At 70.0% G+C, this 24,431-nt stretch carries 22 protein-coding genes, 2 pseudogenes and 1 riboswitch; of the genes and pseudogenes, 15 read left to right on the top strand and 9 right to left on the bottom strand.

Annotation, left to right across the window (positions count from 1 at the left end):
• Positions 1 to 54 precede the first annotated feature (54 nt).
• Positions 55 to 157: riboswitch (TPP riboswitch) on the bottom strand.
• A gap of 187 nt (positions 158 to 344) precedes the next feature.
• From LIP_RS09110 to LIP_RS17820, 6 genes and pseudogenes are all read left to right on the top strand, one after another.
• Positions 345 to 938: pseudogene (locus LIP_RS09110) on the top strand (GNAT family N-acetyltransferase); the annotation flags it as partial.
• A 263-nt stretch (positions 939 to 1,201) separates the two neighbouring features.
• On the top strand, positions 1,202 to 2,164 hold the full coding sequence (locus LIP_RS09115) for an electron transfer flavoprotein subunit beta/FixA family protein (protein WP_231699413.1): 963 nt from the start codon (positions 1,202 to 1,204) through the stop codon (positions 2,162 to 2,164).
• A 2-nt stretch (positions 2,165 to 2,166) separates the two neighbouring features.
• The gene (locus LIP_RS09120) at positions 2,167 to 3,330 is read left to right on the top strand and encodes an electron transfer flavoprotein subunit alpha/FixB family protein (protein ID WP_082726080.1); all 1,164 of its coding nucleotides are present in this window, start codon (positions 2,167 to 2,169) and stop codon (positions 3,328 to 3,330) included.
• Positions 3,323 to 4,642 (top strand): FAD-dependent oxidoreductase, encoded by a 1,320-nt coding sequence (locus tag LIP_RS09125; RefSeq protein WP_068137141.1) that lies wholly within the window; start codon positions 3,323 to 3,325, stop codon positions 4,640 to 4,642. Before LIP_RS09120 ends, LIP_RS09125 begins: the two co-directional genes overlap by 8 nt.
• Positions 4,639 to 4,989 carry a ferredoxin family protein gene (locus tag LIP_RS09130; protein ID WP_198409477.1) on the top strand — a complete coding sequence of 117 codons (351 nt, stop codon included), beginning with the start codon at positions 4,639 to 4,641 and terminating at the stop codon, positions 4,987 to 4,989. The genes LIP_RS09125 and LIP_RS09130 overlap by 4 nt, the downstream gene beginning before the upstream one ends.
• A gap of 180 nt (positions 4,990 to 5,169) precedes the next feature.
• On the top strand, positions 5,170 to 5,727 hold the full coding sequence (locus LIP_RS17820) for an AAA family ATPase (protein ID WP_198409478.1): 558 nt from the start codon (positions 5,170 to 5,172) through the stop codon (positions 5,725 to 5,727).
• A 268-nt stretch (positions 5,728 to 5,995) separates the two neighbouring features.
• Here LIP_RS17820 and LIP_RS09135 read toward each other — a convergent pair whose 3' ends face one another.
• Together LIP_RS09135 and glgP are read right to left on the bottom strand one after the other, a co-directional pair.
• Positions 5,996 to 7,354 (bottom strand): SDR family NAD(P)-dependent oxidoreductase, encoded by a 1,359-nt coding sequence (locus tag LIP_RS09135; RefSeq protein ID WP_068137143.1) that lies wholly within the window; start codon positions 7,352 to 7,354, stop codon positions 5,996 to 5,998.
• A complete protein-coding gene (gene glgP, locus LIP_RS09140; RefSeq protein WP_068137146.1) occupies positions 7,351 to 8,970 on the bottom strand; it encodes an alpha-glucan family phosphorylase in 1,620 nt (539 codons plus the stop codon). Before glgP ends, LIP_RS09135 begins: the two co-directional genes overlap by 4 nt.
• Positions 8,971 to 9,100: 130 nt before the next feature.
• On the opposite strand from glgP, the gene LIP_RS09145 reads away from it, so the two are divergent.
• The 7 genes from LIP_RS09145 to LIP_RS09170 all read left to right on the top strand — a co-directional run bounded on the left by LIP_RS09145 (position 9,101) and on the right by LIP_RS09170 (position 14,743).
• Positions 9,101 to 10,102: a tyrosine-type recombinase/integrase gene (locus LIP_RS09145; RefSeq protein WP_082726083.1), complete on the top strand. Its 1,002-nt coding sequence runs from the start codon at positions 9,101 to 9,103 to the stop codon at positions 10,100 to 10,102.
• Positions 10,103 to 10,331: 229 nt separating this feature from the next.
• Positions 10,332 to 11,018 carry an SCO family protein gene (locus LIP_RS09150; protein WP_068137152.1) on the top strand — a complete coding sequence of 229 codons (687 nt, stop codon included), beginning with the start codon at positions 10,332 to 10,334 and terminating at the stop codon, positions 11,016 to 11,018.
• Positions 11,008 to 11,586 carry a copper chaperone PCu(A)C gene (locus tag LIP_RS09155; protein WP_068137156.1) on the top strand — a complete coding sequence of 193 codons (579 nt, stop codon included), beginning with the start codon at positions 11,008 to 11,010 and terminating at the stop codon, positions 11,584 to 11,586. Before LIP_RS09150 ends, LIP_RS09155 begins: the two co-directional genes overlap by 11 nt.
• A gap of 31 nt (positions 11,587 to 11,617) precedes the next feature.
• Entirely contained in the window at positions 11,618 to 12,352 is a 735-nt protein-coding gene (locus LIP_RS09160; RefSeq protein ID WP_068137161.1) for an SCO family protein, read from the top strand.
• A 63-nt stretch (positions 12,353 to 12,415) separates the two neighbouring features.
• Positions 12,416 to 12,583 (top strand): hypothetical protein, encoded by a 168-nt coding sequence (locus LIP_RS18925; RefSeq protein ID WP_158509608.1) that lies wholly within the window; start codon positions 12,416 to 12,418, stop codon positions 12,581 to 12,583.
• Positions 12,584 to 12,587: 4 nt separating this feature from the next.
• Positions 12,588 to 13,070: a cytochrome c oxidase subunit II gene (locus LIP_RS09165; RefSeq protein ID WP_068137164.1), complete on the top strand. Its 483-nt coding sequence runs from the start codon at positions 12,588 to 12,590 to the stop codon at positions 13,068 to 13,070.
• 14 nt (positions 13,071 to 13,084) lie between these two features.
• On the top strand, positions 13,085 to 14,743 hold the full coding sequence (locus LIP_RS09170) for a cbb3-type cytochrome c oxidase subunit I (protein WP_068137166.1): 1,659 nt from the start codon (positions 13,085 to 13,087) through the stop codon (positions 14,741 to 14,743).
• An 83-nt stretch (positions 14,744 to 14,826) separates the two neighbouring features.
• Here LIP_RS09170 and LIP_RS09175 read toward each other — a convergent pair whose 3' ends face one another.
• From LIP_RS09175 to LIP_RS09185, 3 genes are all read right to left on the bottom strand, one after another.
• The gene (locus LIP_RS09175; RefSeq protein ID WP_144440409.1) at positions 14,827 to 15,234 is read right to left on the bottom strand and encodes a hypothetical protein; all 408 of its coding nucleotides are present in this window, start codon (positions 15,232 to 15,234) and stop codon (positions 14,827 to 14,829) included.
• 87 nt (positions 15,235 to 15,321) lie between these two features.
• Complete coding sequence (locus LIP_RS09180) at positions 15,322 to 16,596, bottom strand: MFS transporter (RefSeq protein ID WP_068137171.1); 1,275 nt, start codon at positions 16,594 to 16,596, stop codon at positions 15,322 to 15,324.
• Between the two features lie 40 nt (positions 16,597 to 16,636).
• Complete coding sequence (locus LIP_RS09185) at positions 16,637 to 17,821, bottom strand: MFS transporter (RefSeq protein WP_158509609.1); 1,185 nt, start codon at positions 17,819 to 17,821, stop codon at positions 16,637 to 16,639.
• A 315-nt stretch (positions 17,822 to 18,136) separates the two neighbouring features.
• On the opposite strand from LIP_RS09185, the gene ispG reads away from it, so the two are divergent.
• Both ispG and LIP_RS09195 read left to right on the top strand, forming a co-directional pair.
• The gene (ispG, locus tag LIP_RS09190; RefSeq protein ID WP_068141826.1) at positions 18,137 to 19,372 is read left to right on the top strand and encodes a flavodoxin-dependent (E)-4-hydroxy-3-methylbut-2-enyl-diphosphate synthase; all 1,236 of its coding nucleotides are present in this window, start codon (positions 18,137 to 18,139) and stop codon (positions 19,370 to 19,372) included.
• 69 nt (positions 19,373 to 19,441) lie between these two features.
• Entirely contained in the window at positions 19,442 to 20,248 is an 807-nt protein-coding gene (locus LIP_RS09195) for a LamB/YcsF family protein (protein WP_068137176.1), read from the top strand.
• A 37-nt stretch (positions 20,249 to 20,285) separates the two neighbouring features.
• On the opposite strand, the gene LIP_RS09200 is transcribed toward LIP_RS09195, so the two are convergent.
• From LIP_RS09200 to LIP_RS09215, 4 genes and pseudogenes are all read right to left on the bottom strand, one after another.
• Entirely contained in the window at positions 20,286 to 20,555 is a 270-nt protein-coding gene (locus LIP_RS09200) for a DUF2642 domain-containing protein (RefSeq protein ID WP_068137179.1), read from the bottom strand.
• Between the two features lie 162 nt (positions 20,556 to 20,717).
• Positions 20,718 to 23,084: a 5-methyltetrahydropteroyltriglutamate--homocysteine S-methyltransferase gene (gene metE, locus LIP_RS09205; protein WP_068137183.1), complete on the bottom strand. Its 2,367-nt coding sequence runs from the start codon at positions 23,082 to 23,084 to the stop codon at positions 20,718 to 20,720.
• Positions 23,085 to 23,241: 157 nt separating this feature from the next.
• A complete protein-coding gene (gene fsa / locus LIP_RS09210; protein ID WP_068137185.1) occupies positions 23,242 to 23,889 on the bottom strand; it encodes a fructose-6-phosphate aldolase in 648 nt (215 codons plus the stop codon).
• Between the two features lie 238 nt (positions 23,890 to 24,127).
• A pseudogene (locus LIP_RS09215) lies at positions 24,128 to 24,346 on the bottom strand (restriction endonuclease); the annotation flags it as partial.
• Between the last annotated feature and the right edge of the window lie 85 nt (positions 24,347 to 24,431).

The following is a 24,431-nucleotide window of genomic DNA, read 5'->3' on the forward strand; positions in this document are numbered from 1 at the left end:
CACGACCCGGGGGATGGGCCCTCGAAGCGGAAAAGCCGCCCGTGGACAGGCGGCCAGGTTCCTGTTCCACGTTGCTCTCCGCCGGTATGACCCGGATCAGGTCCTAAGGGTTGGGGATCGCTCCCCTCTCAGCCTCTCGGCACCCCTAGTGGAACGACGCTATGCGCTTGTTGTCCTGGTTCCAAGTATAGCCTGGGCCGGCGCGCGCGGCAAGCGCCGGCAGCGGGCCGGGCCCCACCAGGAGATGGGCTCACCGGGGCGAAGATCTCGGGGTACGGCGACCGGCCGGGAGCCGGTGCCGGACGAGAGGGGGGCCTGCCACGTCCACCTACCGGGTCTACCTCGACGCTGTGCAACGTGCGGACCTGCCCGTCTACGCCCGGTGGTTCAGCGACCCCGGACTCCAGGCGCTGGTCAACCCCGGCGTCGTCTTCCCCTACACCGAGGAGGACGAGGAGAAGTGGTACGAGGAGGCGGTGCGCCGGCCCCGGGCCGAAGGCCGGGGCTACACTTTCGCGATCCGGCTGCGGGAGGGCGACCGGCTCATCGGCAACGTCAGCCTGGCGAACGTGGACGCCAAGAACCGCTCGGCAACGTACGGGATCGCCATCGCGGACCCAGCCGCCCGCGGCCAGGGCTACGGCCGGGAGGCCACCGAGCTGATCCTCCGCTTCGGCTTCCGGGAGCTCAACCTCCACCGGATCCAACTCTGGGTCTTCGCCTACAACGAGCGGGCCATCCGCATGTACCGGGAGATCGGCTTCCAGGAGGAGGGACGCCGCCGCGAGTCCATCTTCCGGGACGGGCGCTACCACGACGACCTCCTGATGGCCATCCTGGACCGCGACTTCCACGAGCGCCACGGAGACGGGGAATCCTCCATCCCTGCAGAGGCGTCCCGAGTTCCGTCCCCCGACCCGGCCGGTCCGGGCCGATAGCCGCCCACGAGCGCGTGGCCGGCCCTCGCCCGGAAGACGTCGACGCCCATCCAGGCGCCTCCTCGTTTCCACCCCGAGCTCCTCGCGTGACGGCTCCGCCAGACGGTGCACCTTTGGGTGGCGCTCGGTCGAACGCGGTCCCGCCGGGGAGGATTCGGTCCCAGGGAAACGAAGAGAGGTGTGGTTGTGATCGCGAGCACAATATCCCACTCCAGTCGACGCCGCTGCAGCCCCGGTCCGGAAAGGATGGTCGCCCCTTGCACGTGGTCGTCTGCATCAAGCAGGTGCCGGACAGCCGGGAGATCCGCATCGACCCCGTCAGCAACACCCTCATTCGGGAGGGCGTGCCGGCCATCGTCAACATCTTCGACCTCCACGGGGTCGAGGAGGCCGTGCGCATCAAGGAACGGATCGCGTGCACCCGCGTCACCGTGCTCACCATGGGCCCGAAGTCGGCCCGCTCCGCCCTGCAGGAGTGCATCTCGCTGGGGGCGGACGAGGGCGTTCTGGTGTCGGACCGGGCGTTCGCCGGGGCCGACACCCTGGCCACATCCTACGTCCTGGCCGAGGCGATCCGCATGGCCGCCCAGGTGTGGGGCCCCGTGGACCTGGTGATCTGCGGCAAGCAGACCCTCGATGGGGACACAGGCCAGGTGGGGCCCGGCATCGCCGCCCGGCTGGACCTGGAGCAGCTCACCTACGTGGAGCGCATCCGGTCCGTGGACCCTGACGCGGGGCGCATCACGGTCGAGCGCCACCTGGAGGACGGCGTGGAGGTGGTGGAAACCTCCCTGCCCGCGCTGGTGACGGTGGTGGAGGGAATCAACGAGGTCCGCCGGGCCAGCATGCCCGGCATGCTGCGGGCGGTTCGGTACGAGCCCCTGGTCTGGACCGTGGCCGACTTCCCCGAGATCGACCGCTCGCGCCTCGGGCTGAAAGGATCGCCCACCGTGGTGGGGAAGGCCTGGGTCCCCGAGCCCATCACCCGCTCCGGCGAGGCGCTGGGCGGACCCGATGGGGATGGCAACGGAAACGACTCAGCGGCCCAGGTCGCCGCGGCGCAGCTCTTCGACCGCCTCCTGGCCACGGACCTGCCCGCCCGGCTGGGGTGGACCGGGGTCGGTCCGATGGAGGGGAGCACCGGAAGCGGCACCCGCGACCCCTCCCCACATGATCACGCCGTCGAAGAAGGCAACGGCGTCGCAGCGGACGGGAGGGGGCGTTGACGATGGCACGTGTGCCGAAGCGGGCTTCAGAGCCCGTCCCGCCGGAGACCCCAGCCGAGGCCCAGGTCCTTTCGGAGCACGAGGGGATCCTGGTCATCGTGGAGCAGCGGCTGGGCCAGGCCCGGAGCGTGAGCTGGCAGCTCCTGGGCCAGGGACGGCGTCTGGCCGACAAGCTGGGCACCAAGCTCATGGCGCTGGTCCTGGGATACCGGGTTGAGCCGGTGGCCCGGGAGGCGATCGCGTACGGCGCGGACGTGGCCTACCTCTGGGACGACCCCGTTCTCGAGCGTTACCGCACGCGGCCCTACAGCGAGGCGGCCGTCCACGTGATCCGAGCCGAAAAACCCGAGATCGTCCTGGTGGGCGCCACCTACACCGGCCGCGATCTGGCGGGGGCCGTCGCCACGCGGCTCGAGACGGGCCTCACCGCCGACTGCACCCTCCTCGACGTGGAGCCGCCCCCCACCCGCCTGCTGCAGGCCAGCCGCCCGGCCTTCAGCGAGAAGCTGATGGCCACCATCCTCTGCAAGAAGCGGCGCCCCCAGATGGCCAGCGCCCGGCCCGGTGTCTTCGAGGCGCTCCCCCCGGACCCGAACCGTTCGGGACGCGTCGTGCGGGTGGGATCGACCCTGCGCGAGGAGGACGTGGCAGCCCGGGTCCTGGACTTCATCCAGGACCCCGACCGGGTGAACCTGGAGGACGCCACCGTGATCGTCGCCGGCGGCCGGGGGGTGGGCGGCCCGCAAGGGTTCCAGCTCCTTCGCCAGCTGGCCCAGGTGCTGGGTGGCGAGGTGGGCGCCTCGCGGCCTGCGGTGGAGGCGGGCTGGATCGACCGGGCCCATCAGGTGGGGCAGACGGGCCAGACCGTCCGCCCCAAGCTCTACATCGCCTGCGGCATCAGCGGTGCGGTGCAGCACCTGGTGGGCATGGAGGGCAGTCAGGTGATCGTGGCCGTGAACCGGGAACCCGACGCCCCCATCTTCCGCGTGGCGGACTACCGCATCGTGGGGGACCTCCACCAGGTGGTGCCCGCCCTGATCGCCGAGGCGCGCCGGCGCCTGGGGCCGCTGGATGAAGGCGACGCGCCGGGGAACCAGAGCGCCGTCCGCACCTCCGGCGCATCGCCCGTGCACGGCACCCGAGAGGGGGTCCAGGATCGTGGCTGACGAGCGGTTCGATGCGGTGGTGGTCGGGGCCGGGCCGGCGGGTACTGCAGCGGCCTACACCATGGCCAAGGCCGGCCTCTCGGTGGTGCTGCTGGACCGGGGCGAGTTCCCCGGCGCCAAGAACATGTTCGGGGGGATCATCTACCGCCAGCAGCTGGAGGAGCTGATCCCCGGCTGCACCCAGGAGCCCGGCTTCCCGGTGGAGCGCCACATCACCGAGCAGCGCTACTGGCTCCTGGGGCCTGAGTCGGTGGTCTCCATCGGCCACAAGCACGAGCGCTTCAACAGGTCGCCCCATAACGCCTGGAGCGCCTTCCGGGTCAAGTTCGACCCATGGCTCGCCGGCAAGGCGGAGGAGGCCGGCGCGCTGCCCATCTACCAGACCGCGGCCACCGGTCTGATCCGCGACGGATCCGGTCGGGTGGTGGGGGTCCACACGGACCGGCCCGACGGTGACCTGCACGCCGGCGTGGTCGTCATCGCCGACGGGGTCAACGGCCTCCTGGCGGAGCAGATCGGCGTCCACCGCCCCTGGCGCCCCGACGAGGTGAGCCTGGCGGTGAAGGAAGTGATCGCCCTTCCCCGGGAGAAGATCGAGGACCGCTTCAACCTCGAGGGGGACGAGGGAACCACCATCGAGTTCCTGGGGGCGACCTCGCAGGGCATGACCGGCCTCGGCTTCCTGTACACCAACCGGGAGAGCTTCTCCCTCGGCATCGGTGTCATGGTCAGCGACCTGCAGCGCACGGGCGTGAAGCCCTACGAGTTGCTGGAATCGGTGAAGCGGCACCCGATGATCCGGCGGCTCATCGCCGGAGGGGAGACCAAGGAGTACTCGGCCCACCTCATCCCCGAGGGGGCGTGGTGTTCGGTCCCCCCGCTCTCGGGCGACGGTTGGGTGATCTGCGGCGACGCCGCCCAGATGGTGGACTTCGTCCACCGGGAGGGCACCAACCTGGCCATGGCCTCGGGGCACCTGGCGGGTGAGGCCGTGGTGGAGGCGAAGCAGCGGGGCGACTTCAGCGCCGCCTCCCTGGCCGGCTACGACCGCAGGGTGCACGCCTCCTTCATCCGGGCCGACCTGAAGAAGATCCAGCGGATGCCCGCGTTCCTCCACGGCCAGGATCCGGCCCGCCTCTTCGACGGTCTGATCGGTGCGATGAACGAGGCGGCGTATCGCTACTTCCTGGTGGACGGGCTCTCCAAGGCCCAGGCCCAGCGCCAGATGCTCCGGAAGCTGATGCAGGCGGCCGGCGGGCCTTCGGGCGCGCTGAGGCTCGCCTGGCGAGGATGGAGGGCGATGAACGCATGAGCTCCCGCACGCGCACGGCCGCGGCACCGGCGGCGGCATCACGGACCCCTGAGGCGGCCCCGGCGCCTCCGGTGGCCCTGGAAGAGAAGCTCTTCACCATCCGCTACCGGGCTGACCGGGCCTCCCACCTGGCCATCCGCGATCACGCGGTCTGCGCCGCGTGTTCCCGCCCATGCGAGAGCGTCTGCCCCGCCCGGGTGTGGGAGTGGAAGGCCGAGGAGGGCCGCATGCAGGTGGCCTTCGAGAACTGCCTCGAGTGCGGCACCTGCCGCATCGCCTGCCGCCAGGGAAACATCGACTGGCGCTACCCCACGGGCGGTGCGGGGATCGCGTACCGGTACGGGTGAGCCGTGGGGCGGAGATCCCGAATTCGCGCCAGCTCCCGGCTGCTTCCTCGCCGGCGTTTCCCTCGGCGGCCCCTTCCGGCCAAGAGTGGACCTGCAGAGGCGTGTCTTCCTGGTCGGCCCCAACGCTTCCGGTAAGTCGAACTTCCTCACGCCCTGCGCTTCCTGCACGATGTGGTTTCCGTGGTCCGCGAACTGGACCGATCTGTTGGGCGGACGAATGACCCGTACGGGGGCGACTTCCTGGAACAGGTGGCCAGGACCGCCAAGAACACCAGGCAGGCCCGACTGAGCCGGATTCAACGTGCGCTTCGCATCGCCGTGCCACAACTGAGCGAACTGCAGCTGTCGCAGGATGCTCGAGGCGCCTGGCACCTTCGGGGCCGGTACGAGCATTGGCGACCGCAAGGTGCGTGGCAGACCGAAAAGCATCTGTCCGACGGTACTCTCCGACTCCTCGGTCTACTCTGGGCTGCACTCGACGGCCAGGGCCCTCTTCTGCTGGAGGAGCCGGAGCTTTCCCTTCACCCTGAAGTCGTCCGGCACATTCCGCAGATGTTCGCGAGAATGCAGCGCCGCACAGGCCGACAGGTCTTCATCAGCACCCATTCGCCGGATTTGCTTCGCGATGACGGGATCGGTTTCGACGAGGTCTTGCTGCTGGTCCCCGCTTCCTCCGTGTCCGGCTTGGCCAGGTGCCGACATCACCGGACCACGAGGCCGATGCCAAGCGCTCGTTGATTGACCCGGCCCGTCGTTCCACCAGCAGCGCCGGACGCGACGACATGGTCCCGCGGCCAGGGAGCGGTCGCGCAATCGGTCCCGCGTGCACGTCCCGACTCATAGAGTATGCTTCGTCCCACTGGCGCATCGATGTGGCACAGGAAGCCTCGGAGAGCCTACGTCGAGCGGTTAGGGCTCTTCAAGCACAGGTTGAGCGGGCTAGCTAGGGCCGAAGCTACGGAATAGGTTCCCAGGTCGCTGGCACCGTTTCTGGCAACCCGACCTCCTATGAACCATCATCGGCCGGACCGTCGGCCAGCCTCTGGATCAGGGCCGCGAGCGTGGCCGACGTAACCTTCCGCTCCTCCAGCGCCCTGAGGGCCGTCTCCAGCACCTGTGGATCCCGGATCCAACCGCGGGCCTGGGACTCCTGTTTCCCCACATACTCGCACATGCGGCGAAGCTGGTCCGCATAGGCGGCCAGGTTCCTGGGAGCGAGGCCAGGCAGCTGCGGCGAGCCGGTCCCCGCCTCTTGCGCCAGGGCCGCCCTCAACCGCTGTGTCATCTCCTGGGCGCGGGCCAGCCACTCCTCCACCTTCAGCCCCGTGCCCTGCAGGAACATGCGCCGGACGATGGGCCGCTGGAAAGCGGTCAGCTCGGCGTACTCGCGGACGTTCTCCTCAATGATCGCCTCCATTCGCTCGTTCAGGGCCAGGGCCTCATGAAGAAGGTCGCCCAGGTCAGCCGGTGGGCGGGGTACGCGGGCTGAAGCGTGCGATGTGGGCTCCACCGTGCCTGTACGCACCTCCGCGGCAACAGCCTCGGGGGATGCGAGGCGAGCGTGGGGTTTCCCGTCTGAATCCAGGCCCAGGGCAGCCAGGCCGGCGACGTAGTCCGCCTCCTGGCCGTGAAACTCAGCTGCATGCAGAAGGGTCCCCACCAGGCCCGTGGCGCAGAGCTCGGCCGGGATCACCTGCCCCCCGCTCTGCCGGATGAAGCCGTCGAGGCTGAGCCCGTACAGAGGCGCCAGGTGGCGCATGGCGTCCATCAGTCCCGGCGTCTCCACCATGCCGGGAGCAAAGCCGTAGACGGCGACCCCACACCCCTCCCCAATCTCCTGTGCCAGGGAGCTCGCCAGCGATCGCAACCCGGTCTTGGAGGCCAGGTACGGGGCCAGGTACGGCATGCCTTCAGCCGACTCCATGAAGACCACCACGCCCTCGCCCCGCTCGAGCATGCCCGGCAGGAAAGCCTTCACGCCCAGGAAGGCACCCCGCAGGTTCACGGCGAAGACCCGGTCCCACTCCTCCAGCCGGTGCTCCAAAACCGGCTTGGTAGTGACGAAGGCTGCGTTGTTCACCAGGACGTCCGCTCGGCCGAAAGCGCGGAGTGCCTGGTCGCGCAGGTGCTCCACGCTCTCGGAGTCCGACACGTCCGTGCGAACGAAGAGGGCCTCGCCGCCGCCGGAGCGGATGAGGCGCTCGACTTCCAGGCCTTCGTCGCTCAGCTCGGCCAGCACCGTGGCGGCACCCAGCCGGGCCAGGATCCGGGCCGTCTCCCTCCCGATCCCCCTCCCTGCCCCGGTGACGATGGCCACCTTGCCCTGCAGCACCGTCCGATCGACGGAAGCCCGCTCGATGATCATACGGACCCCGCTTCAGGTGCGTAGAGCCTGTCCACGTACGCCCTCATCATGGTAGCGGCGGAGAACGCGTCCACGGTGGATCGGATGCTCTCCCGCATCATGCGGATCCAGCGTGGGCGGTCCTGGTAGTACGTGGGCACGACTTCCCGCAGCAGCACTCGGTAGAGCGCCTCCAGGTCGTGGGCGTCGGGGTCGGGGCCCTCGTAGCCGTCACCGAGCTGCCACCCGTTCTCCCCGTGACGGCAGGCCTCGGGCCACCAGCCGTCGAGGACGCTCAGGTTGAGCACGCCGTTCATGGCCGCCTTCATCCCCGACGTGCCGCACGCCTCCAGCGGCCGGATGGGGTTGTTCAGCCAGAGATCGGTGCCCCGGGTGAGGGCCCGGCCCACGGCCATGTCGTAGTCGGGCACGAAGACGACGCTCTCGGGGAAGCGGCGGCTCGCGTCGACCAGGCGGGCGACGATCTCCTTCCCCGTGTCGTCCAGGGGGTGCCCCTTGCCGGCGAAGACGATCTGGATACGGCCGTCCCGCAGGTAGGGCTCGATCACCTGGGGCCGACGGAAGATCAGGTCGCTCCGCTTGTAGGGGGCGGCCCGCCGGGCGAAGCCGATCAGGAGCTTGTCGGCTGCCAGGCGAATCCCCGTGCGTTCGTGGATGAAGGCGAGGGTTTCTGCCTTCAGCGACTGGTGGGCCTGCCACAGCGCCTCGTCGGAGCCGCTGGCCGCAGAGACCATGCGCCGGTCCTGCCAGGTGGGCACGTGGACGCCGTTGGTGATGCCGGTGATCTCGGGGGCATCGGTCACCTGGGCCCACATGCGGCGGGCGGTGCGGGCGTGGAGCTGGGAGACGCCGTTCGCCGCCCGGGCCAGCCGCAGGCCCGCCACGGTCATGTTGAAGGGGTTCCCCCCGATCTGCTCCATCTGCTCGCGGGAAAGGCCGTTGAAGGCGCCCAAGTACTCCAGCAGCTCCAGCCGGTGGGACTCGTTCCCCGCCTCCACGGGTGTGTGGGTGGTGAAGACGATCTGGCCACGGGTGGCCTGCCAGGCCTCGTCGAAGGTGCTGCCCGCCTCCATCTTCTCCCGGATCAACTCGATGCCCGCCAGCACCGCGTGCCCCTCGTTGAAGTGGTAGACGTCGGGCTCGAAGCCCATGGCCCGCAGGAGCCGCACGCCGCCGATCCCTAAGATCATCTCCTGGGCCACTCGCTCCTCACCGAACCACCCGTAGAGCTGCCCCGTGATCCACCGGTCCTCGTTCTCAGGGAGGTTGGTGTCCAGGAGGTAGAGGGGCGCGTTGCCGAAGGCGTCCAGGAGCCACGCTCGGGCCTTCACCTCTCGCCTCCGGATGGGCACGGTCACGGTGAGCCCCGTGTCCTGCAGCCGCCGGTACATGTGGTCGTTCAGCGGGTAGGCGTCCACTGGGCGGCCGCCCTCGATGATCTGCCGGGTGTATCCTTGGCGCCAGAGGAGCCCCAGCCCCACCAGAGGCAGGCCGGCGTCGCCGGCAGCCTTCAGGTGGTCGCCTGCCAGGATCCCGAGCCCGCCGGCGTAGAGCGGGAAGTCCTCGTGCAGGCCGTACTCCATGCAGAAGTAGGCAACCTTGGGCCGTGCGTCCATGGGAACACCCCTGTAACGTTTGCACACAGTCGATGATACGCTTCGAGCCGCCCGCCGGTGATCCCTGCTCGGCAGGAACCGCGCCTCTCATGGCGAATTCGAGTCATTACCGTCCCACAGGCCGGGCCCCATGGGGAGCCTCAAGGAGGCGATTCCCCTGGCTCGACCGATGATGCATCCCCGTCCCGGACGCCGTGTGCGGCGCCGCCCCGTGGTCGAGGCGATCACGGACTTCCTCATCCACTTGCGGCTGGAGCGCGCGTCCAGCCCCAATACCCTGCGGGCCTACCGGCGCGACCTGCACAGCTTCTGCCGGTTTCTCTCGGAACGGGGGGCCGATCCCCACGTCACCCCGCCCGACGCCATCATGCGGCCCGACGTCCGTGCCTACCTGGCGCACCTGTCGTGCGGCCGGGCGCTCCGCTCCTCGTCGGTGAGCCGCCACCTGGCGTGCCTGCGTTCCTTCTTCCGGTTCCTCAACCAGGACCCTGCGTGGCGCCTTGCCCACGATCCCACCGCCGGCATCCCCCACCCCAGGGTGGTGAGGGAGGGCCCGCCCCTCCTCTCGGCCCTGGAAGTGGGGCGGATCCTGGCCGCCTGTGAACGGCTCTCCCCCTACCCGCTGAGGGATCTGTGCGCTCTCCGTCTCCTGGCTCAGACAGACTGCCGGGTGAGCGAGCTGGTGCGCATGGAGCTGCACGACGTGGCCCTGGACCGCCGGGTCGCCACCCTGCGCGGCGCGGACGACCGCGTCCGGCGGGTGCCGATCCCGCCCTCCACCGAGGCCTGTCTCCGCCGGTACCTGCAGGTGGAGCGCCCCCAGCTCGCGGCGGCCGGGCCCCTGCCCCACGACGCGCCCCACGGGCAGCTCTTCCTCAACGCCCAGGGCGCCGGCCTGAGCGCGAGCAGCGTCGAGCGCCTCTTCCGTCGGGCCCGGATCGAGGCCGGGATTGCGATGCCCGCCTCACTCCACACGCTGCGCCAGAGCTGGCTCACCTTCCTGGTGGCCGGCGAGAGCGCGCCGCCCCATCCAAGGACGTGGGCGGTGAACGGGTCGTCACCGGTCACGCGGTTCCGTCGCGACGCCAGCCGGCGCGTGGCGGAACCCGTGGGCGGGGCTTCCCTCGTCTGAACGGGATTGGCACGAACGGGCCATACCCACGGCGGTACCGCCCGTTCGTGCCCATCCTTACGGGCTCTCCGCGGGGGACGTTTGCCCTGCCCCTTTCAGGACATCTCTCCCTTACACGGTCAGGTCTTCCACCAGAGAATGATAATGGTCGCTATTCAGGACCGGCCATCCTGCGGGCGGCCTGCTCTTCCGGGGCAAGCAGCCGCCCGGGGGGATGCGCCCGTCGGGGGTGCTCGCGATTTCGAAGCGCCGTCTGCTCGTATCGACTTCGGTCGTCCTCCTGGCCGCAGCAGCGCTCTGGCTCGGGGCGGGGAGGCTCGGTCTGCTCCCGGGCGAAACCGCTCGCACCACCTCCCCAGGGGCCACGTCCGGCTTCTCCGGGCGGGCGATCGACCCCCCGCTTCCCGCCCCCGACTTCGCCATGATCGACCACCACCGCCGCCCCTTCACCCTGAGCGGGCTGCGCGGCCGGGTGGTCGTCCTCTTCTTCGGCTACACCAACTGCCCCGACGTCTGCCCCACCACCTTGGGCCAGTTCAAGCGGGTCAAGATCCTGCTGGGCGACGATGCCCGCGATGTCCAGTTCCTCTTCGTCACCGTGGACCCCGGGTACGACTCGCCCGAACGCTTGGCGGGCTACGTGGGCGTCGTGGATGCGGACTTCCTCGGGTTGTGGGCCTCGCCCGAAGAGCTCCAGCCCGTCCTGAGCGCCTACGGGGTCTTCGTGGAGAAGGAGCCGGCCTCCGAGTCACCCGTGGGCTACTGGATCACCCACACCGCCTCCTCCTACGTGATCGACCGGCAAGGACGGTTGCGGCTCCAGGAGCCCTTCGGGAGCGAGGCAGAGAAGGTGGCGGCGGACGTGCGCCGGCTGGTGCAGGAGTCATTCGAAGGGAGGCAAGCCGATGCCCGCTGACCGTACCGCCACCCGCAGGGTCGGCGCCGCGGCCCTGATTCTCGTGGCCGTGGGCGCCGCGCTCTTCCTGGCCGTCTTTCCCATCCCTGCCCGCACCGCGGACCCGCCCAGCCCGGCCTCGGTGGCGGCGGGCCCCGTGGAGATCGAGGGAGCGTGGGCCCGTCCCGGCATGGAGGGCGGCCATTCGGCCGCGTACTTCACCCTGGGCAACCGGGGCGACCGGGAGCTGGAGCTGAAGGGCGCCCGGGCCGACGTGGCCACCGATACCCAGATCCACCGCACGCTCCTGGAGGAACGGACCGCGCCCGACGGCTCGGTTCAGCAGGTGATGCGGATGGTGCTGGCCGGAGACATCGAGCTCGACCCCGGTGAGCAGGTGGTCTTCAAGCCCGGCGGGCTTCATGTGATGCTCCTGGGCCTGAAGCGGGCCCTTGCGGAGGGCGACACGATCCGGCTCGCCCTCTTCTTCGACGACCTCGCGCCGGTGGAGCTGGAGGTCCCCGTGCTGCCGCCTACCGAGACGGGCGCCGGCATGGGGATGGGCATGGAAGCGTCGGGCGGCATGTGAGCGATCCCGCGCCGGGAGGGGGGCAGGCGCCGTGAAGCCGGGCGTGCGGCAGAGGGTGAGGCCCCGCTGGAGCCTCATCGCCCTGGGGGCGGGGGTGCTCTCCGCGGCGGGCCTCTTCTACTTCGCCCTGGCCCAGCCCGTGAAGGTCCTGCCGCTGATGGAGCCCGCACCGGTCTTCGAGCTGGTGGATGCCACGGGCGCCCCCTTCCGCTCCCACGAGCGGGACGGGCGCATCGAGATCTACTTCTTCGGCGCTTCCCGGGACACCGGCCGGATCGAGGAGCTCTTCGCTCTGATGCGCGACGGCGCCCAGGAGCTGGCCTCCCGGGGCTGGCTCGGAAGGCGGGCCGAGCTGGCCTTCGTCACCCTCGACCCCGACCACGACGACCCGACGGTCCTCGCGGACCTGTCCCAGGTCGTGGGCGCACCGGAGATGACGGAGGCGCAGGAGAGTCCTGGACCTGCCGGCCGCGGCCTTCACTTCCTCAGCGGATCGCCGGTGGCGGTGAAGCTGGCCGTGGGCAGCGGCTTCGGCCTCTACTACGAGCCACCGGTGCAGGTGGGGAAAGGGCTCCGCTTCGTCTATGAGCCGACGGTGATCGTCGTGGACGGCGGGGGCACCGTACGGGGCCGCTACCCGGCCGCGGCCATCGACCCCGAGATCCTGGTGCGGGACGTGGGCCTGCTGGTGGAAGAGGCGGATGCAGCGGGCGCTTCCAGGCTTCTCTTCGCAGGCGCCCACCTCTTCCTCTGCTACGCCCGATGAGTCGCCCGGCGGGGAGCGGCCCTTCGGGGCAGGGCCTTACCAACCCAACGGAGGTGAAGAGTCGTGCAGCCTGAGGACGCGCTGCGAGCAAGGAGGAGCGAGGTTCCGTCCACCCAGGTGGAGCCGGAGCTAGCGGCACCACGCGGGACCCTCGCCATCCTTCTCGTCTACATGCTGGTCATCATCGGACTGTGGGGATACACGTACGTCAGCCTGATCCTGAGGAGCTAGAGCCATGCACGTACACCCGTACGAGCGGACGTGGATCGTCATCTCGGTGGCCCTGCTCATGGTCTTCGGCGTGGCCATCGTCGTCAGCAGCCTCTCCCTGGGCGTTGAGATCCCAGGGTTGAGCGCCCGGCTTGCTCCGGTCACGGCGGGCGGCGTCTCCTACGACCAGCCGTGGGTGCGGGAGCTGGGGCCGGGCCGCTACGAGGCCAACGTCTTCGCCCAGATGTGGACCTTCCAGCCCAACGAGATCCGGGTGCCAACGGGGTCCACGGTGACCTTCTTCCTGCACAGCCGGGACCTGGTCCACGGCTTCAAGATCGTGGGGACCAACGTGAGCCTCATGGCCATCCCGGGCCAGGTGAACAAGGTCTCCTACACCTTCCGGCAACCCGGCGAGCACCTGATCGTCTGCACCGAGTACTGCGGGGTGGGCCATCAGGCCATGTTCGCCCGGGTCATCGTCGAAGACGTGCGAGCTTCGCGGTAAGGGGGGCACGGTTCATGGCAGAGAAGGCGGTAACCAACTACCAGGTGAGTCCCGGCGAGAAGAAGCTGGCACTGCTCTTCATCCTCGTCGGGTTCGCGCACCTGTTGATCGGCGTCGTCATGGGTCTCCTCCAGGGGCTCGAGCACGCGGGCCTCGACCTCTTCCCCTTCATCCCGGCGCTGAAAAGCTACTACCAGGCGCTCTCCATCCACGGCGTCTTCAACGTGCTGCTCTTCACCACGTTCTTCATCGTGGGCTTCCTGGGCTTCGCGGCGAGCCACGGCTTCGAGCGGCCGCTGGCCAGCGTGAAGCTCGCCTGGGTCAACTTCTGGCTCATGCTGGCGGGCGCTCTCCTCACCGACTGGGCGCTCCTCACCAACCAGGCGTCGGTGCTCTTCACCTCGTACGCGCCCATGAAGGCGCACCCGACCTACTACATCGGCCTGGCCATCGTGGTGGTGGGCACCCTCCTGCTCCTTCTCAACCTGGTGCTCACCTACCTGGCCTGGCGCCGGGAACGGCCGGGCGAGCGGATCCCCCTGCTCCCCTTCGGCGCCCTGGTGACCATGATCATGTGGGGCATGGCGAGCGTCGGGGTGGTGGTGGAGTTCGTCTTCTTCCTCATCCCCTGGTCGCTGGGGTGGATTGCGGAGGTGGACCCGCTCCTCACCCGCACCTTCTTCTGGGAGAGCGGCCACCCCATCGTCTACTTCTGGCTCCTGCCGGCCTACATGTCGTGGTACTTCCTGCTGCCCCGGCAGGCGGGCGGGAAGCTCTTCAGCGAGCCGCTGGCGCGCCTGGCCTTCCTGCTCTTCATCCCGCTCTCGCTGCCCGTCGGCTTCCACCACCAGTTCTTGGACCCCGGGGTCTCCCAGGGATGGAAGGCCATCCACGCCGTCCTCACCTTCGGCGTTTTCATCCCCAGCATGATGACGGCCTTCACGGTGCTGGCCTCGGTGGAGACGGGCGGCCGGGCCCGGGGCGGGCAGGGCCTCTTCGGCTGGATCCGCACGCTTCCCTGGGGTGATCCCTCGTTCACCGGCCAGGCGCTGGCCATGGTGCTCTTCGCCCTGGGCGGGGCGAGCGGGCTCATCAACGCCTCCTACACCCTGAACCTGGAGGTCCACAACACCCTCTTCATCCCCGGGCACTTCCACCTGACGGTGGGCACGGCAGTGGCGCTCACCTTCATGGCCATGAGCTACTGGCTCATCCCTCACCTGACGGGCCGGGATCTCTGGAGCCGCCGGTTGGGCCTGGTGCAGGTGGTCCTCTGGTTCGTGGGCATGACCTTCATGTCCCGGGGCATGAGCTGGGCTGGGATTCTGGGCGCTCCCCGCCGGACCATGCTCGGAGCCTCACCCTACCTCCAGCCCACCTGGGATGTGCCGCTCCAGCTTGTGGCCATCGGCGGCGCCATCCTCACCACCTCCGCCGTCCTCTACTACTGGAACCTGGTCGCCACCCTGGCGAGCCGGCGCCGCACCGCCGACGTGGAGGTGCCCCTGGCCGAGCCGCTGGAAGGGCGGGGACTCTTGCCCCGGTACCTGGACCGCTTCGCCCCCTGGGTGGTGAGCGGCGCCCTGCTGGTGCTGATCGGCTACGGGCCCACCCTGGTCCGGTTGCTCACCAACATGCAGACTGTCGCTGCCCCGCTCCTGAGACCCTTCTGACCCGCCTCCTCGCTCGGAGGCCACACGACGCGCCCCCGGGGGGGCCGCCATGCCAGGATCGGAGGATCCCGGCGGGCGGTCCCTCATTTCTGCCCCGGTTCCGCCCGTGGCTCGTAAGCTGGCACCCTGGCGATGCTGGTCATGGCCACCCAGCGTACGGGGAACGCTCCGGGCCGCTCCGCCTGGTAGGCTTCCAGCTCCCGGGCCACCCGGATCATGAAAGCACCGAGCTCCTCGGGCGTCATGTGAACGTCGTGAAACTGGAAGTGGACGCCGCGTTTCTCGCGCACCGCCTCGTCGTAGACGTCGCGCACGTTGTCGAAGAAGCCCTGGCCCACAACCCGGCTGAGCGCCTGGAAGCCTGGCAGCTCCTTGAGCTGCTGGCTCACGTCGATGGTCTCGGCGCTCACCTGGTAGAAGCGCTCCACGATGCCGTTCACCAGGTGCTCGCCCACCTCCTCGAGGAATTGGCCTTTGACGAGCTGGCGCACGTGGTAGTGCACCTTGCCGGATCGGCCGGGGTCCGCTGTTCGACGACCGTCGCCTCCGTCGCGGCCCTGCCTGCCTCTCTCCCCGCCTCACGACGGCGGCGCGCTCGCCTTCTCCGCCGCCTCCCGCCGCAATTCCCGGAAGGGCCAGGTCCAGAGGAGCGCGGCGGACGTGGCCATCACCAGCACCCCCAGGGAGGCGAAGACGATGGGAATGGAGACCCTCTCGGCCACGGCGCCGGCGACCCCGGCCGAGAGCGGCATCGCCGCCAGCACCAGGGTGCCCATGAGCGAGCTCACCCGTCCCATCCGATCCTCAGGGGTCCGCCGCTGGACCAGCGAGCTGAAGCCAGCCTGAGCGAAGGGAATCGCGAGCCCCATACCGGCGGCGACCGCGACCGCGGCCCACGCGGACGGAACCAGGCCGAGGAGACCGTAGGCGAGGCCGACCCCCACCATACCCCACCGCAGGAGGATGACCTCGGCCGTCCCCTTGAAGATCTGCCCCACCAGCGCCGCACCCACCAGCGCGCCAGCGGTGAACCCCATGAAGATGAGGGAAAGGGCCTCGGGCCCCAGACCCAGAGCTCCCCTGGCGAAGACCGGCATCAGGGCGTTCAACGGTCCCAGGGCGAAGTTGACCACCCCGGCCAGAACGATGGCGAAGAGGACCACCTTCTCCGATCGGACGAAGGCGAGCCCTTCGCCCAGCTCCCTCAGGAACGGCCGGATCTTCAGCGGCAACCGCTCCCGCTCCAGCTCGGGCACGGCGGACACCACCACGCTCAGGGCGGAGAGGAAGAAGGTGACCGCGTCGGTCACCACGGCCGCCGTGACCCCCAGAGAGGCCACCACCACGCCTGCGGCGCCGAGGCCGAACAACTGGGCAAGGCTGCTCGCGAACCCGTAGATGGCGTTGGCCGCCACCAGGTTCTCCCTGCCCACCATCAGCGGCACCACCGCGCCCCGAGCGGGCAGCTCGAAGACCTCGAAGATCGAGTTGACAAAGGTGACCACGAAGAGCATCCAGACCGGAAGGCTGCCCAGGGCCCAGAGGGCGGCCACGCTCAGCGTCACCAGACCCCGGCCCACGTCGCAGGCGATCATCACCCGCCGCCGGGACCAGCGGTCCACCAGCACCCCTGCGAAGGGGCCCAGGAAGATGGACGGCAGGGTGTTGACCACCACCAGCGTCCCCATCATGAGCGTGGAGCCTGTGAGCTCCAGGATGATCCACATGAAGGCGATCACGTCCAGCGCGTCGCCGAAACGCGAGACCACCTGCCCTGCCCAGATCCGGGCGAAGTCCCGCTTGGCCCGAAGCACCCCCAGCCCGCTGAGGCTTCCCGCCTGAGGAGCCGGCACGGCTCTGCCTCCTCATCCCGCCTTGTAAACGCGATCGCGCCTACCGTCCGGCGGCGCCCTGGACCGCCTCGCTGTGGCCCGCGGCCGGGCGCGGCACCAGGGCCACCAGGGCCAGGGCCAGCAGCGGTAGAACGGCCATCACCGGCCAGACCGCCGGGGCGCCCCACCGGTCGGCCACCATGCCCAGGAGGGTGACGCCGAAGCCCCCCGTCCCCACCGCGGCGCCCAGCATGAGCCCTGTGGCCGTCCCCAGGCGGCTCGGCAAGAGCTCCTGGCCGAAGACGATGGTCACCGGGAAGCTGGAGGTAAGGAAGAAGCCCGCCACCGCCACCAGCGGAAAGAGGAGCGCGTCCGGCGTACGGGGCAGCAGGTAGAAGAGGAGCGGCGGCACGGCCAGGCTCGTCACGATCACCGGCTTACGGCCGAGCCGGTCGGCCAGGGCACCGCCCACGATGCTCCCGGCGGCGCCAGAGAGCAGGTAGGTGGAGAGGAGCGCCCCCGAGAAGGCCGCCGAGCGCCCCAGGTGGGTGACGAAGTAGAGCGGCACGAAGGCGTTGGTGCCCGTGTGGACCCACGTGCGCAGGACCACCGCCCCAAGGAGCAGCAGGAGCGGGCCCCACAAGTCCCCGTCCCTTGCTTTGGCCTCCGTTCGCACCGCGTGCCGGTGCGCCGACTCCCGCCTTCGGATGCGCCCGTACGAGTAGAGGAGGACCCCCAGGGCCACCGCACCGAGGAGGCCGTACCCCGCCGCCGTGGCCAGCACCCCCGCCCCCAAGAGCAGGGTGGTGAGCACCGGGCTCACCCCGAACCCCGCGTTGCCCCCCACCTGGAAGATGCTCATGGCCACGCCCCGTCGCTCGCCCCCGAAGAGGTAGGTCATCTTCGACGCCTCGGGGTGGTAGACGGCGGCCCCGATCCCCTGGAGGAGCACCGCGACCACCACGACCCAGAGGCTCGGTGCGAGCAGCGCGGCCGCCAGGGCCACGGTGGAGAGCGCAAGACCCCCGAGCAGGAGCCAGGTGGTGCGCACCCGGTCTCCCACCGCACCCACCACCGGTTGGAGCGCCGCCGACCCCAAGGTGGCCGCCAGCAGGAGGAGCCCCGTGGTGGTGTACGAAAGACCGTAGAGCGCCTGCCAATGCGGCAGAAGGACCGGAATCGCGCCCGAGACCACGTCCACCGCGAAATGGCCGAAGCTGATCGCGAGCAGCACCCAGGTAGCCAAGCCCATCGCTCCCGTTCCGATTCCTGCGTGGTCCGAGGATCCTCCTGGCATCATTCGCCGCGAGAGGGCGGCCGCCTGCCGCAGTCCCCCGTTCTCCGCCCCCGCTCCTTTGTGATAGACTGGCTACTGGGCGCCCGATGCGCGTCGCCCCGAGGAGGGACCCGAGTGACCCGCAACGACCGCTGGAGCCGGCCCGGCGCCATCTGGCCGCCGTTGGCCCCCCCGGCCCGCCGAAACCCCGAGGCCGCCCCGGGAGCCGAGGAGGCCGCCGCGGACCTCCCCGAGCCCGCGCCCGAGACCAACCCCTGGGCCCACCTGGAGCGGCCCCGGCGCCGGCCCACCCCGCCCGTGCGTGTCGGTGACGTGGTGATCGGCGGCAGCCACCCCGTGGTCGTCCAGTCCATGACCAACACCGAGACGGCCGACGCGGAGGCCACCGCTCGCCAGGTGGTGGAGCTGTCCCGCGCCGGGAGCGAGCTGGTGCGGATCACGGTCAACACCGACGAGGCGGCCCAGGCCGTGCCCAGGATCGTTCAGCGGGTACGGGCCGAGGGCGTGCGGGTTCCCGTGGTGGGGGACTTCCACTACAACGGCCACCTCCTCCTCACCCGCTTCCCGGCTTGCGCCGAGGCGCTGGACAAGTACCGCATCAACCCCGGCAACGTGGGCACCAAGCACCGGGACGAGAACTTCGCCCGGATCATCCAGGTGGCCAGGGATCGGGGCAAGCCCGTCCGCATCGGGGTCAACTGGGGCTCCCTGGACCAGCAGCTCCTTACCTCCCTCATGGAGGACAACGCCCGCCGGGAGCGTCCATGGAGCGCCCGGGCCGTCACCCTGGAGGCCATGGTGCAAAGCGCCCTCCGCTCGGCCCGGCTGGCGGAGGAGCTGGGGCTGCCCCACGACCAGATCGTGCTCAGCGCCAAGGTTTCTGCCGCGCCGGACCTCATCGCCGTCTACAGACGGCTGGCCGAGCTCTCAGACTACCCACTCCACCTGGGCCTCACTGAGGCCGGCATGGGCCTGCCGGGGATCGTGGCCAGTGCCGCGGCCCTGGCCCCGCTCCTGACCGCCGGCATCGGCGACACCATCCGGGTCTCCATCACCCCCGAGCCGGGGGGCGATCGCACCGAGGAGGTGCGGGTGGCCCAGCAGATCCTCCAGGCCCTGGGCCTGCGCACCTTCACCCCCCAGGTGACCGCCTGTCCGGGCTGCGGGCGTACGACGAACAGCTTCTTCCAGGAGATGGCCCGCGACATCCAGGCGTACCTGCAGGAGCAGCTTCCCGCCTGGAGGGAGCGGTACTCGGGCGTGGAGGAGCTGAAGGTGGCGGTGATGGGGTGCGTGGTGAACGGACCCGGCGAGAGCCGCCACGCGGACGTCGGCATCTCCCTGCCCGGAAGCGCCGAGGAGCCCAAGGCACCGGTGTACGTGGACGGGAGGCTGCGCACCACCCTTCAGGGCGACGACATCGTCCCCCGCTTCATCGAGCTCCTGAACGAGTACGTGGAGACTCGCTTCGGCAGGAAGGCCGAGCCGGCCCGGCGGTAGGGCGGGGTGCGCTGTCAGCGGGCCGATCGCATGCGGCCCTCGGCGTCTCCGTCATAGGAGGTGAGGTCGATGGCGGCGCGGGAGCGGAGAGGGCCTGGACGCGGGTCCACCCAGCCCGAATCCGCCGTCGTCGACCTGAACGCGGACCTGGGCGAGAGCTTTGGCCCCTACACCCTGGGGAACGATGCCGACATCCTCCGCTGGATCACCTCGGCCAACGTCGCGTGCGGTTTCCACGGGGGCGACCCCCGGGTGATGCGGAAAACCGTTGCCCTCTGCCGCGAGCGAGGCGTGGCCGTGGGCGCCCACCCCAGCTACCCGGACCGGGTAGGCTTCGGCCGCCGGGTGCTCTGGGCCACCCCCGACGAGGTGGAGACCGACGTGGTCTACCAGGTCGGTGCCCTCCTGGCCTTCTGCCGGGCCGAGGGGGTGCCGCTCCACCACGTGAAACCCCACGGCGCCCTCTACAATGTCGCGGCCCGGGATGAGGAGACCGCCATGGCCGTGGCCCGCGCCGTGCGGTCCGTGGATGCATCGCTCCTCCTCTACGCCCCACCCGGCTCCGCCCTGGCCCGGGCGGCCGAGACGGTACGGCTGCGCGTGGCGCTGGAGGGCTTCGTGGACCGGCGCTACCAGCCCGATGGAACGCTCCTGAGCCGCAGGGAGCCCGGGGCGGTGATCCACGCCCCCGAGGAGGCGGCCGCCCAGGCCTGGGCGATCGCGATCGACCGCGCGGTGCGCGCCCGCTCGGGTGAGGTGGTCCCCTTGCCTGCCCGCACCCTCTGTGTCCATGGCGACAACCCCGCAGCACTGGCCATCCTCGAGACGGTCCGGGCCACCCTGGACCAGGCGGGCATCCTCGTGGCCGCGCCGTGATGCGGATCTTGCTGGCGAAACACTGGGCACCGGGGCGTCAGGCGGGGCGGCTCTCGGCGGGGCGGTCCGCCTCCATCGCGCCGCTCCGCCCCTCCCTCACCCAGCAGATCTCCTCGTAGCGCACGTGGTGCCGGACCCGGCGGCCGTCCAGCAAGACCAAGTGGTCGCGAAAGGCCGCCGCCACCGTCCCGGCGAGGCGGCCGCAGGTGGTGGCCACCTCCACCTCCCGGTTCACCAGCCCCGCCATGTGCGCCGCAAAGGTTCCCGTGCCCGGGGACGGCTTGAGCTGCCAGGACCTCCACACCATGGGATCACCTTCCTCCCGGGCCGCGGGCGCCCGGATCCGGGGCGCCCTGCGCGCCTGCCATAGGAGGCCGCCACGTTCGACGGCTCCTTGCTGGCAGGATACGCGCCCATCCAGGCTCCGGCACGGGACGTCCATCCCATTGATGACAGGGGGTGCACGGTCTCAGCCCTCCGCCCCGACCTCCTCCCGCAGCACCCGGGCTGCAGCCACCAGGTTGCGGAGGGACGGGGTCACCTCGTCGTAGGAGCGGGTCTTGAGGCCGCAGTCGGGGTTCACCCAGAGCTGGGCTGGGTCCAGGACCTGGGCGGCCCGGCGGAGGAGGTGCTCCATCTCCTCCCGGCCGGGCACCCGGGGCGAGTGGATGTCGTAGACCCCCGGGCCGATCTCGTTGGGGTAGCGGAAGGCGACGAAGGCGTCCAGGAGCTCCATGCCCGAGCGGGAGGCCTCGATGGAGATCACGTCCGCGTCCAGGCCGGCGATGGCGTCGATGATGTCGTTGAACTCCGAGTAGCACATGTGGGTGTGGATCTGGGTCTCGTCCCGCACGCCGGCCGTGGCCAGGCGGAAAGACTCGCTGGCCCAGCGGAGGTAGCCGGCCCAATCGGCGCGCCGCAGGGGGAGGCCCTCCCGGAAGGCGGGCTCGTCGATCTGGATCACGCCGATGCCGGCGGCCTCCAGGTCCAGCACCTCGTCGCGGATGGCGAGGGCGATCTGCCGGCACGTCTCCGAGCGGGGCTGGTCGTCGCGCACGAAAGACCACTGCAGGATGGTGACGGGGCCGGTCAGCATCCCCTTCACCGGGCGGTCGGTGAGGGACTGGGCGTAGGTGATCCAGCGGACGGTCATGGGGGCTGGGCGCCAGACGTCCCCGTAGATGATGGGAGGCTTCACGTAGCGGGAGCCATAGCTCTGCACCCACCCGTGCTCGGTGAACGCGAAGCCCTCGAGCTGCTCGCCGAAGTACTCCACCATGTCGTTCCGCTCGGGCTCCCCGTGGACCAGCACGTCGAGCCCCAGCCCCTCCTGGAGCCGCACCACCCGCTCGATCTCTGCCTTGATCGCTGTCTCGTACGCCGCCTCGTCCAGCTCCCCCCGCCGGAGGCGCGCGCGCAGCCGGCGGATCCCCCCCGTCTGGGGGAAGGAGCCGATGGTGGTGGTCGGGAAGGGCGGGAGGCCGAGACGGGCTTGCTGGGCGCTCCGGCGCTCGGTGTGCGGGCTGCGGCGACGGGCCTGCTCGGAGGTGAGCGAGACGAGGCGGGCCTGCACCTGCGGGTTCTCCCGCCGGGCAGAGCTCCGGCGCGCCTCCACCTGGGAGCGGCTCGCCTCCAGGGCCGTGCGCACCGCGTCCCGCCCCTCGTTCAGGGCCCGAGCCAGTACCGCCACCTCGTCCAGCTTCTGGCGGGCGAAGGCGAGCCAGCCCTTCAGCTCAGGATCCAGGGCCGTCTCCAGGCTCAGGTCCACGGGCACGTGCAGGAGCGAGCAGGAGGGCGCCACCTGCAGCCGGTGGGAACCCAAGGCCTTCCGGGCCCGCTCCATGGGTTCCAGCGCCGCGGCCAGGTCGGTCCTCCAGACGTTCCGGCCGTCCACCACCCCCAGGGAGAGGGTGAGGCCCTCGGGAACCCCGTGGGCCAGGACCTGGTCGAGCTGCTCCGGTGCCCGCACCAGGTCCAGGTGGAGGCCGTTCACGGGCAGGGCCAGCGCGGTCTCCAGGTTCTCGCGCAGACCCTCGAAGTAGGTGGCCACCAGGAGCTTCAGGTTTCCGGCGGCTTCCCTGAGGGCCGCATACGCCCGGCGGTAAGCGTCGTGCAGGGACCCCTCGGGCGGCGGATCCAGGGCCAGGAAGGGCTCGTCCACCTGCACCCATGCCGCTCCGGCCTCGCGCAGCTCGGCCAGCAGCTGCTGGTAGACGGGCAGGAGGGTGTCCAGCAGGGAGAGGCGGTCGAAGGCGCCGCCCCGGGCCTTTCCAAGCAGCAGCAAGCTGACGGGACCGATGAGGACCGGCCGGGTGTCGAAGCCGGCCTCGCGGGCCTCCCGGAACTCGTCCACAGGTTTCTTGGAGGCCAGCTCGAACCGCTGGCCGCGGTGCAGTTCGGGGACGATGTAGTGGTAGTTGGTGTCGAACCACTTGGTCATCTCCATGGCCGGCACGCCCGATGGGGCCACGCCGGCCTCCGTCCCAGGCCGGACCTCCCCGCCGGCGCCGCGGGTCGGGCCCGAGACGCCCCGCGCCATGGCGAACGCGGTCGCCAGGGGTACGGGCCCGCCCTCCCAACCGAACCGCTCGGGCACCGCCCCTACCACGCAGGCCATGTCCAGCACCTGGTCGTAGAAGGAGAAGTCGTTCGAAGGGATGGCGCCCAGGCCAGCGTCGCGCTGAAGGCCCCAGTGGCGCAGCCGGAGCTCCCTTCCCACCGCCAGGAGCGCGTCCTCCCCCAGCTCACCCTTCCAATAGGCCTCGGTGGCCCGCTTCAGCTCCCGCCCGGCCCCGATCCGTGGAAACCCCAGGTTCCCAGCGACCGCCAACAGCATTCCCTCCCGCGTCGGGCCGGATCCGGCCCTATTGGCCCTACTGGAAGGGCCGGCACGGCGCCGGCCCGGTTTCGAGCTTCATTCGGCGGCAGGAGAGGCTCTCCTGCCCGGCACCCGGAGCCGGCCCGTTCGAGCACGGCGACGGGGACCGCGCCGCTCACTGGGGGACCTTCTGCCAGTCCTTCAGGAACCGCTCGAGCCCCACGTCGGTGAGGGGGTGCTGGAAGAGCTGTTCCAGGGTCTCAAGCCTGAGGGTGATCACGTCGGCCCCGATCAGGGCCGCCTCCAGCACGTGCTGGGGGTGCCGCACCGCCGCCACCAGGATTTCGGTGGAGAAATCGTAGTTGTCGTAGATCTGGCGGATCTCCTCCACGATCCCCATCCCCTCGTGCCCGATCGCGTCCAGCCGGCCCACGAAGGGGCTCACGTAGGTGGCTCCCGCCTTGGCCACCAGCAGGGCCTGGAGGCTCGAGAAGCAGAGGGTGGCGTTGATTTTGACGCCCTCCTGGCTCAGCACCTTCATGGCCTTGACGCCCTCCACGATGGTGGGGACTTTCACCACCACGTTGGGGGCGAGTCGGGCCAGCTCGCGGGCCTCCTTGACGATGCCCTCCTTGTCGGTGGCCACCACCTCCAGGCTCACCGGCTCCTCCTGCAACTCCGTGAGGATCTCGTCCACCACCTGCCGGAAGGTCTTGCCCGTGGCCGCCACGTGGCTCGGGTTGGTGGTGACCCCGTCGAGCACGCCCAGCTCCTTCGCCCGGCGGATCTCTTCGATCTTGGCCGTGTCCAGGAAGAACTTCACGCCGTTCCCTCCTCGTTCAATCGCCTGCCCGCGGGACGGGCAGAGGCTCACATCCGATGCGATACACGTTCAGCATCTCCTGGGTCAGCGTGGCCCCTCGCAGAAACGCACCCGGGAGCAACACCTGACACCCTGTCGTGACAGGCGAAACCCAGGTGTACTTCGACAGCGCAAGAGCAGATCCTGGAAACGACCGGATGCATCGCATCGGTCGCGCCGTCCCACCTCGTGGAGGGGATCACTCCGTTTGAGCCAGGACCTGCCTCGCTTCCCGGAGATCGATCCTCGCCCTGTGCCCGTGCTTCTCCAGGAGTGCCGACAGGTTCGCACCATTCAGCAGCGTCAGAGGCTTACCCTTGGTGAACTCGTAGGCATCGGGGCCGAAGTCGGCCGTCGTGACAAGGATTCCCTTGTTTGCACCCTCGTTGATGACGGTTCCGTACAAGTCCCGGACAGATCGACGGCACGAAAGGCCGTCCGGCTCACCTGTACTGAAAGGATACAGGCGTTCACCTGCTTGCCTGTGGCTGGATCGATGGATT

The organism is Limnochorda pilosa (assembly GCF_001544015.1).
GTDB classification, from domain to species: Bacteria; Bacillota; Limnochordia; order Limnochordales; family Limnochordaceae; genus Limnochorda; species Limnochorda pilosa.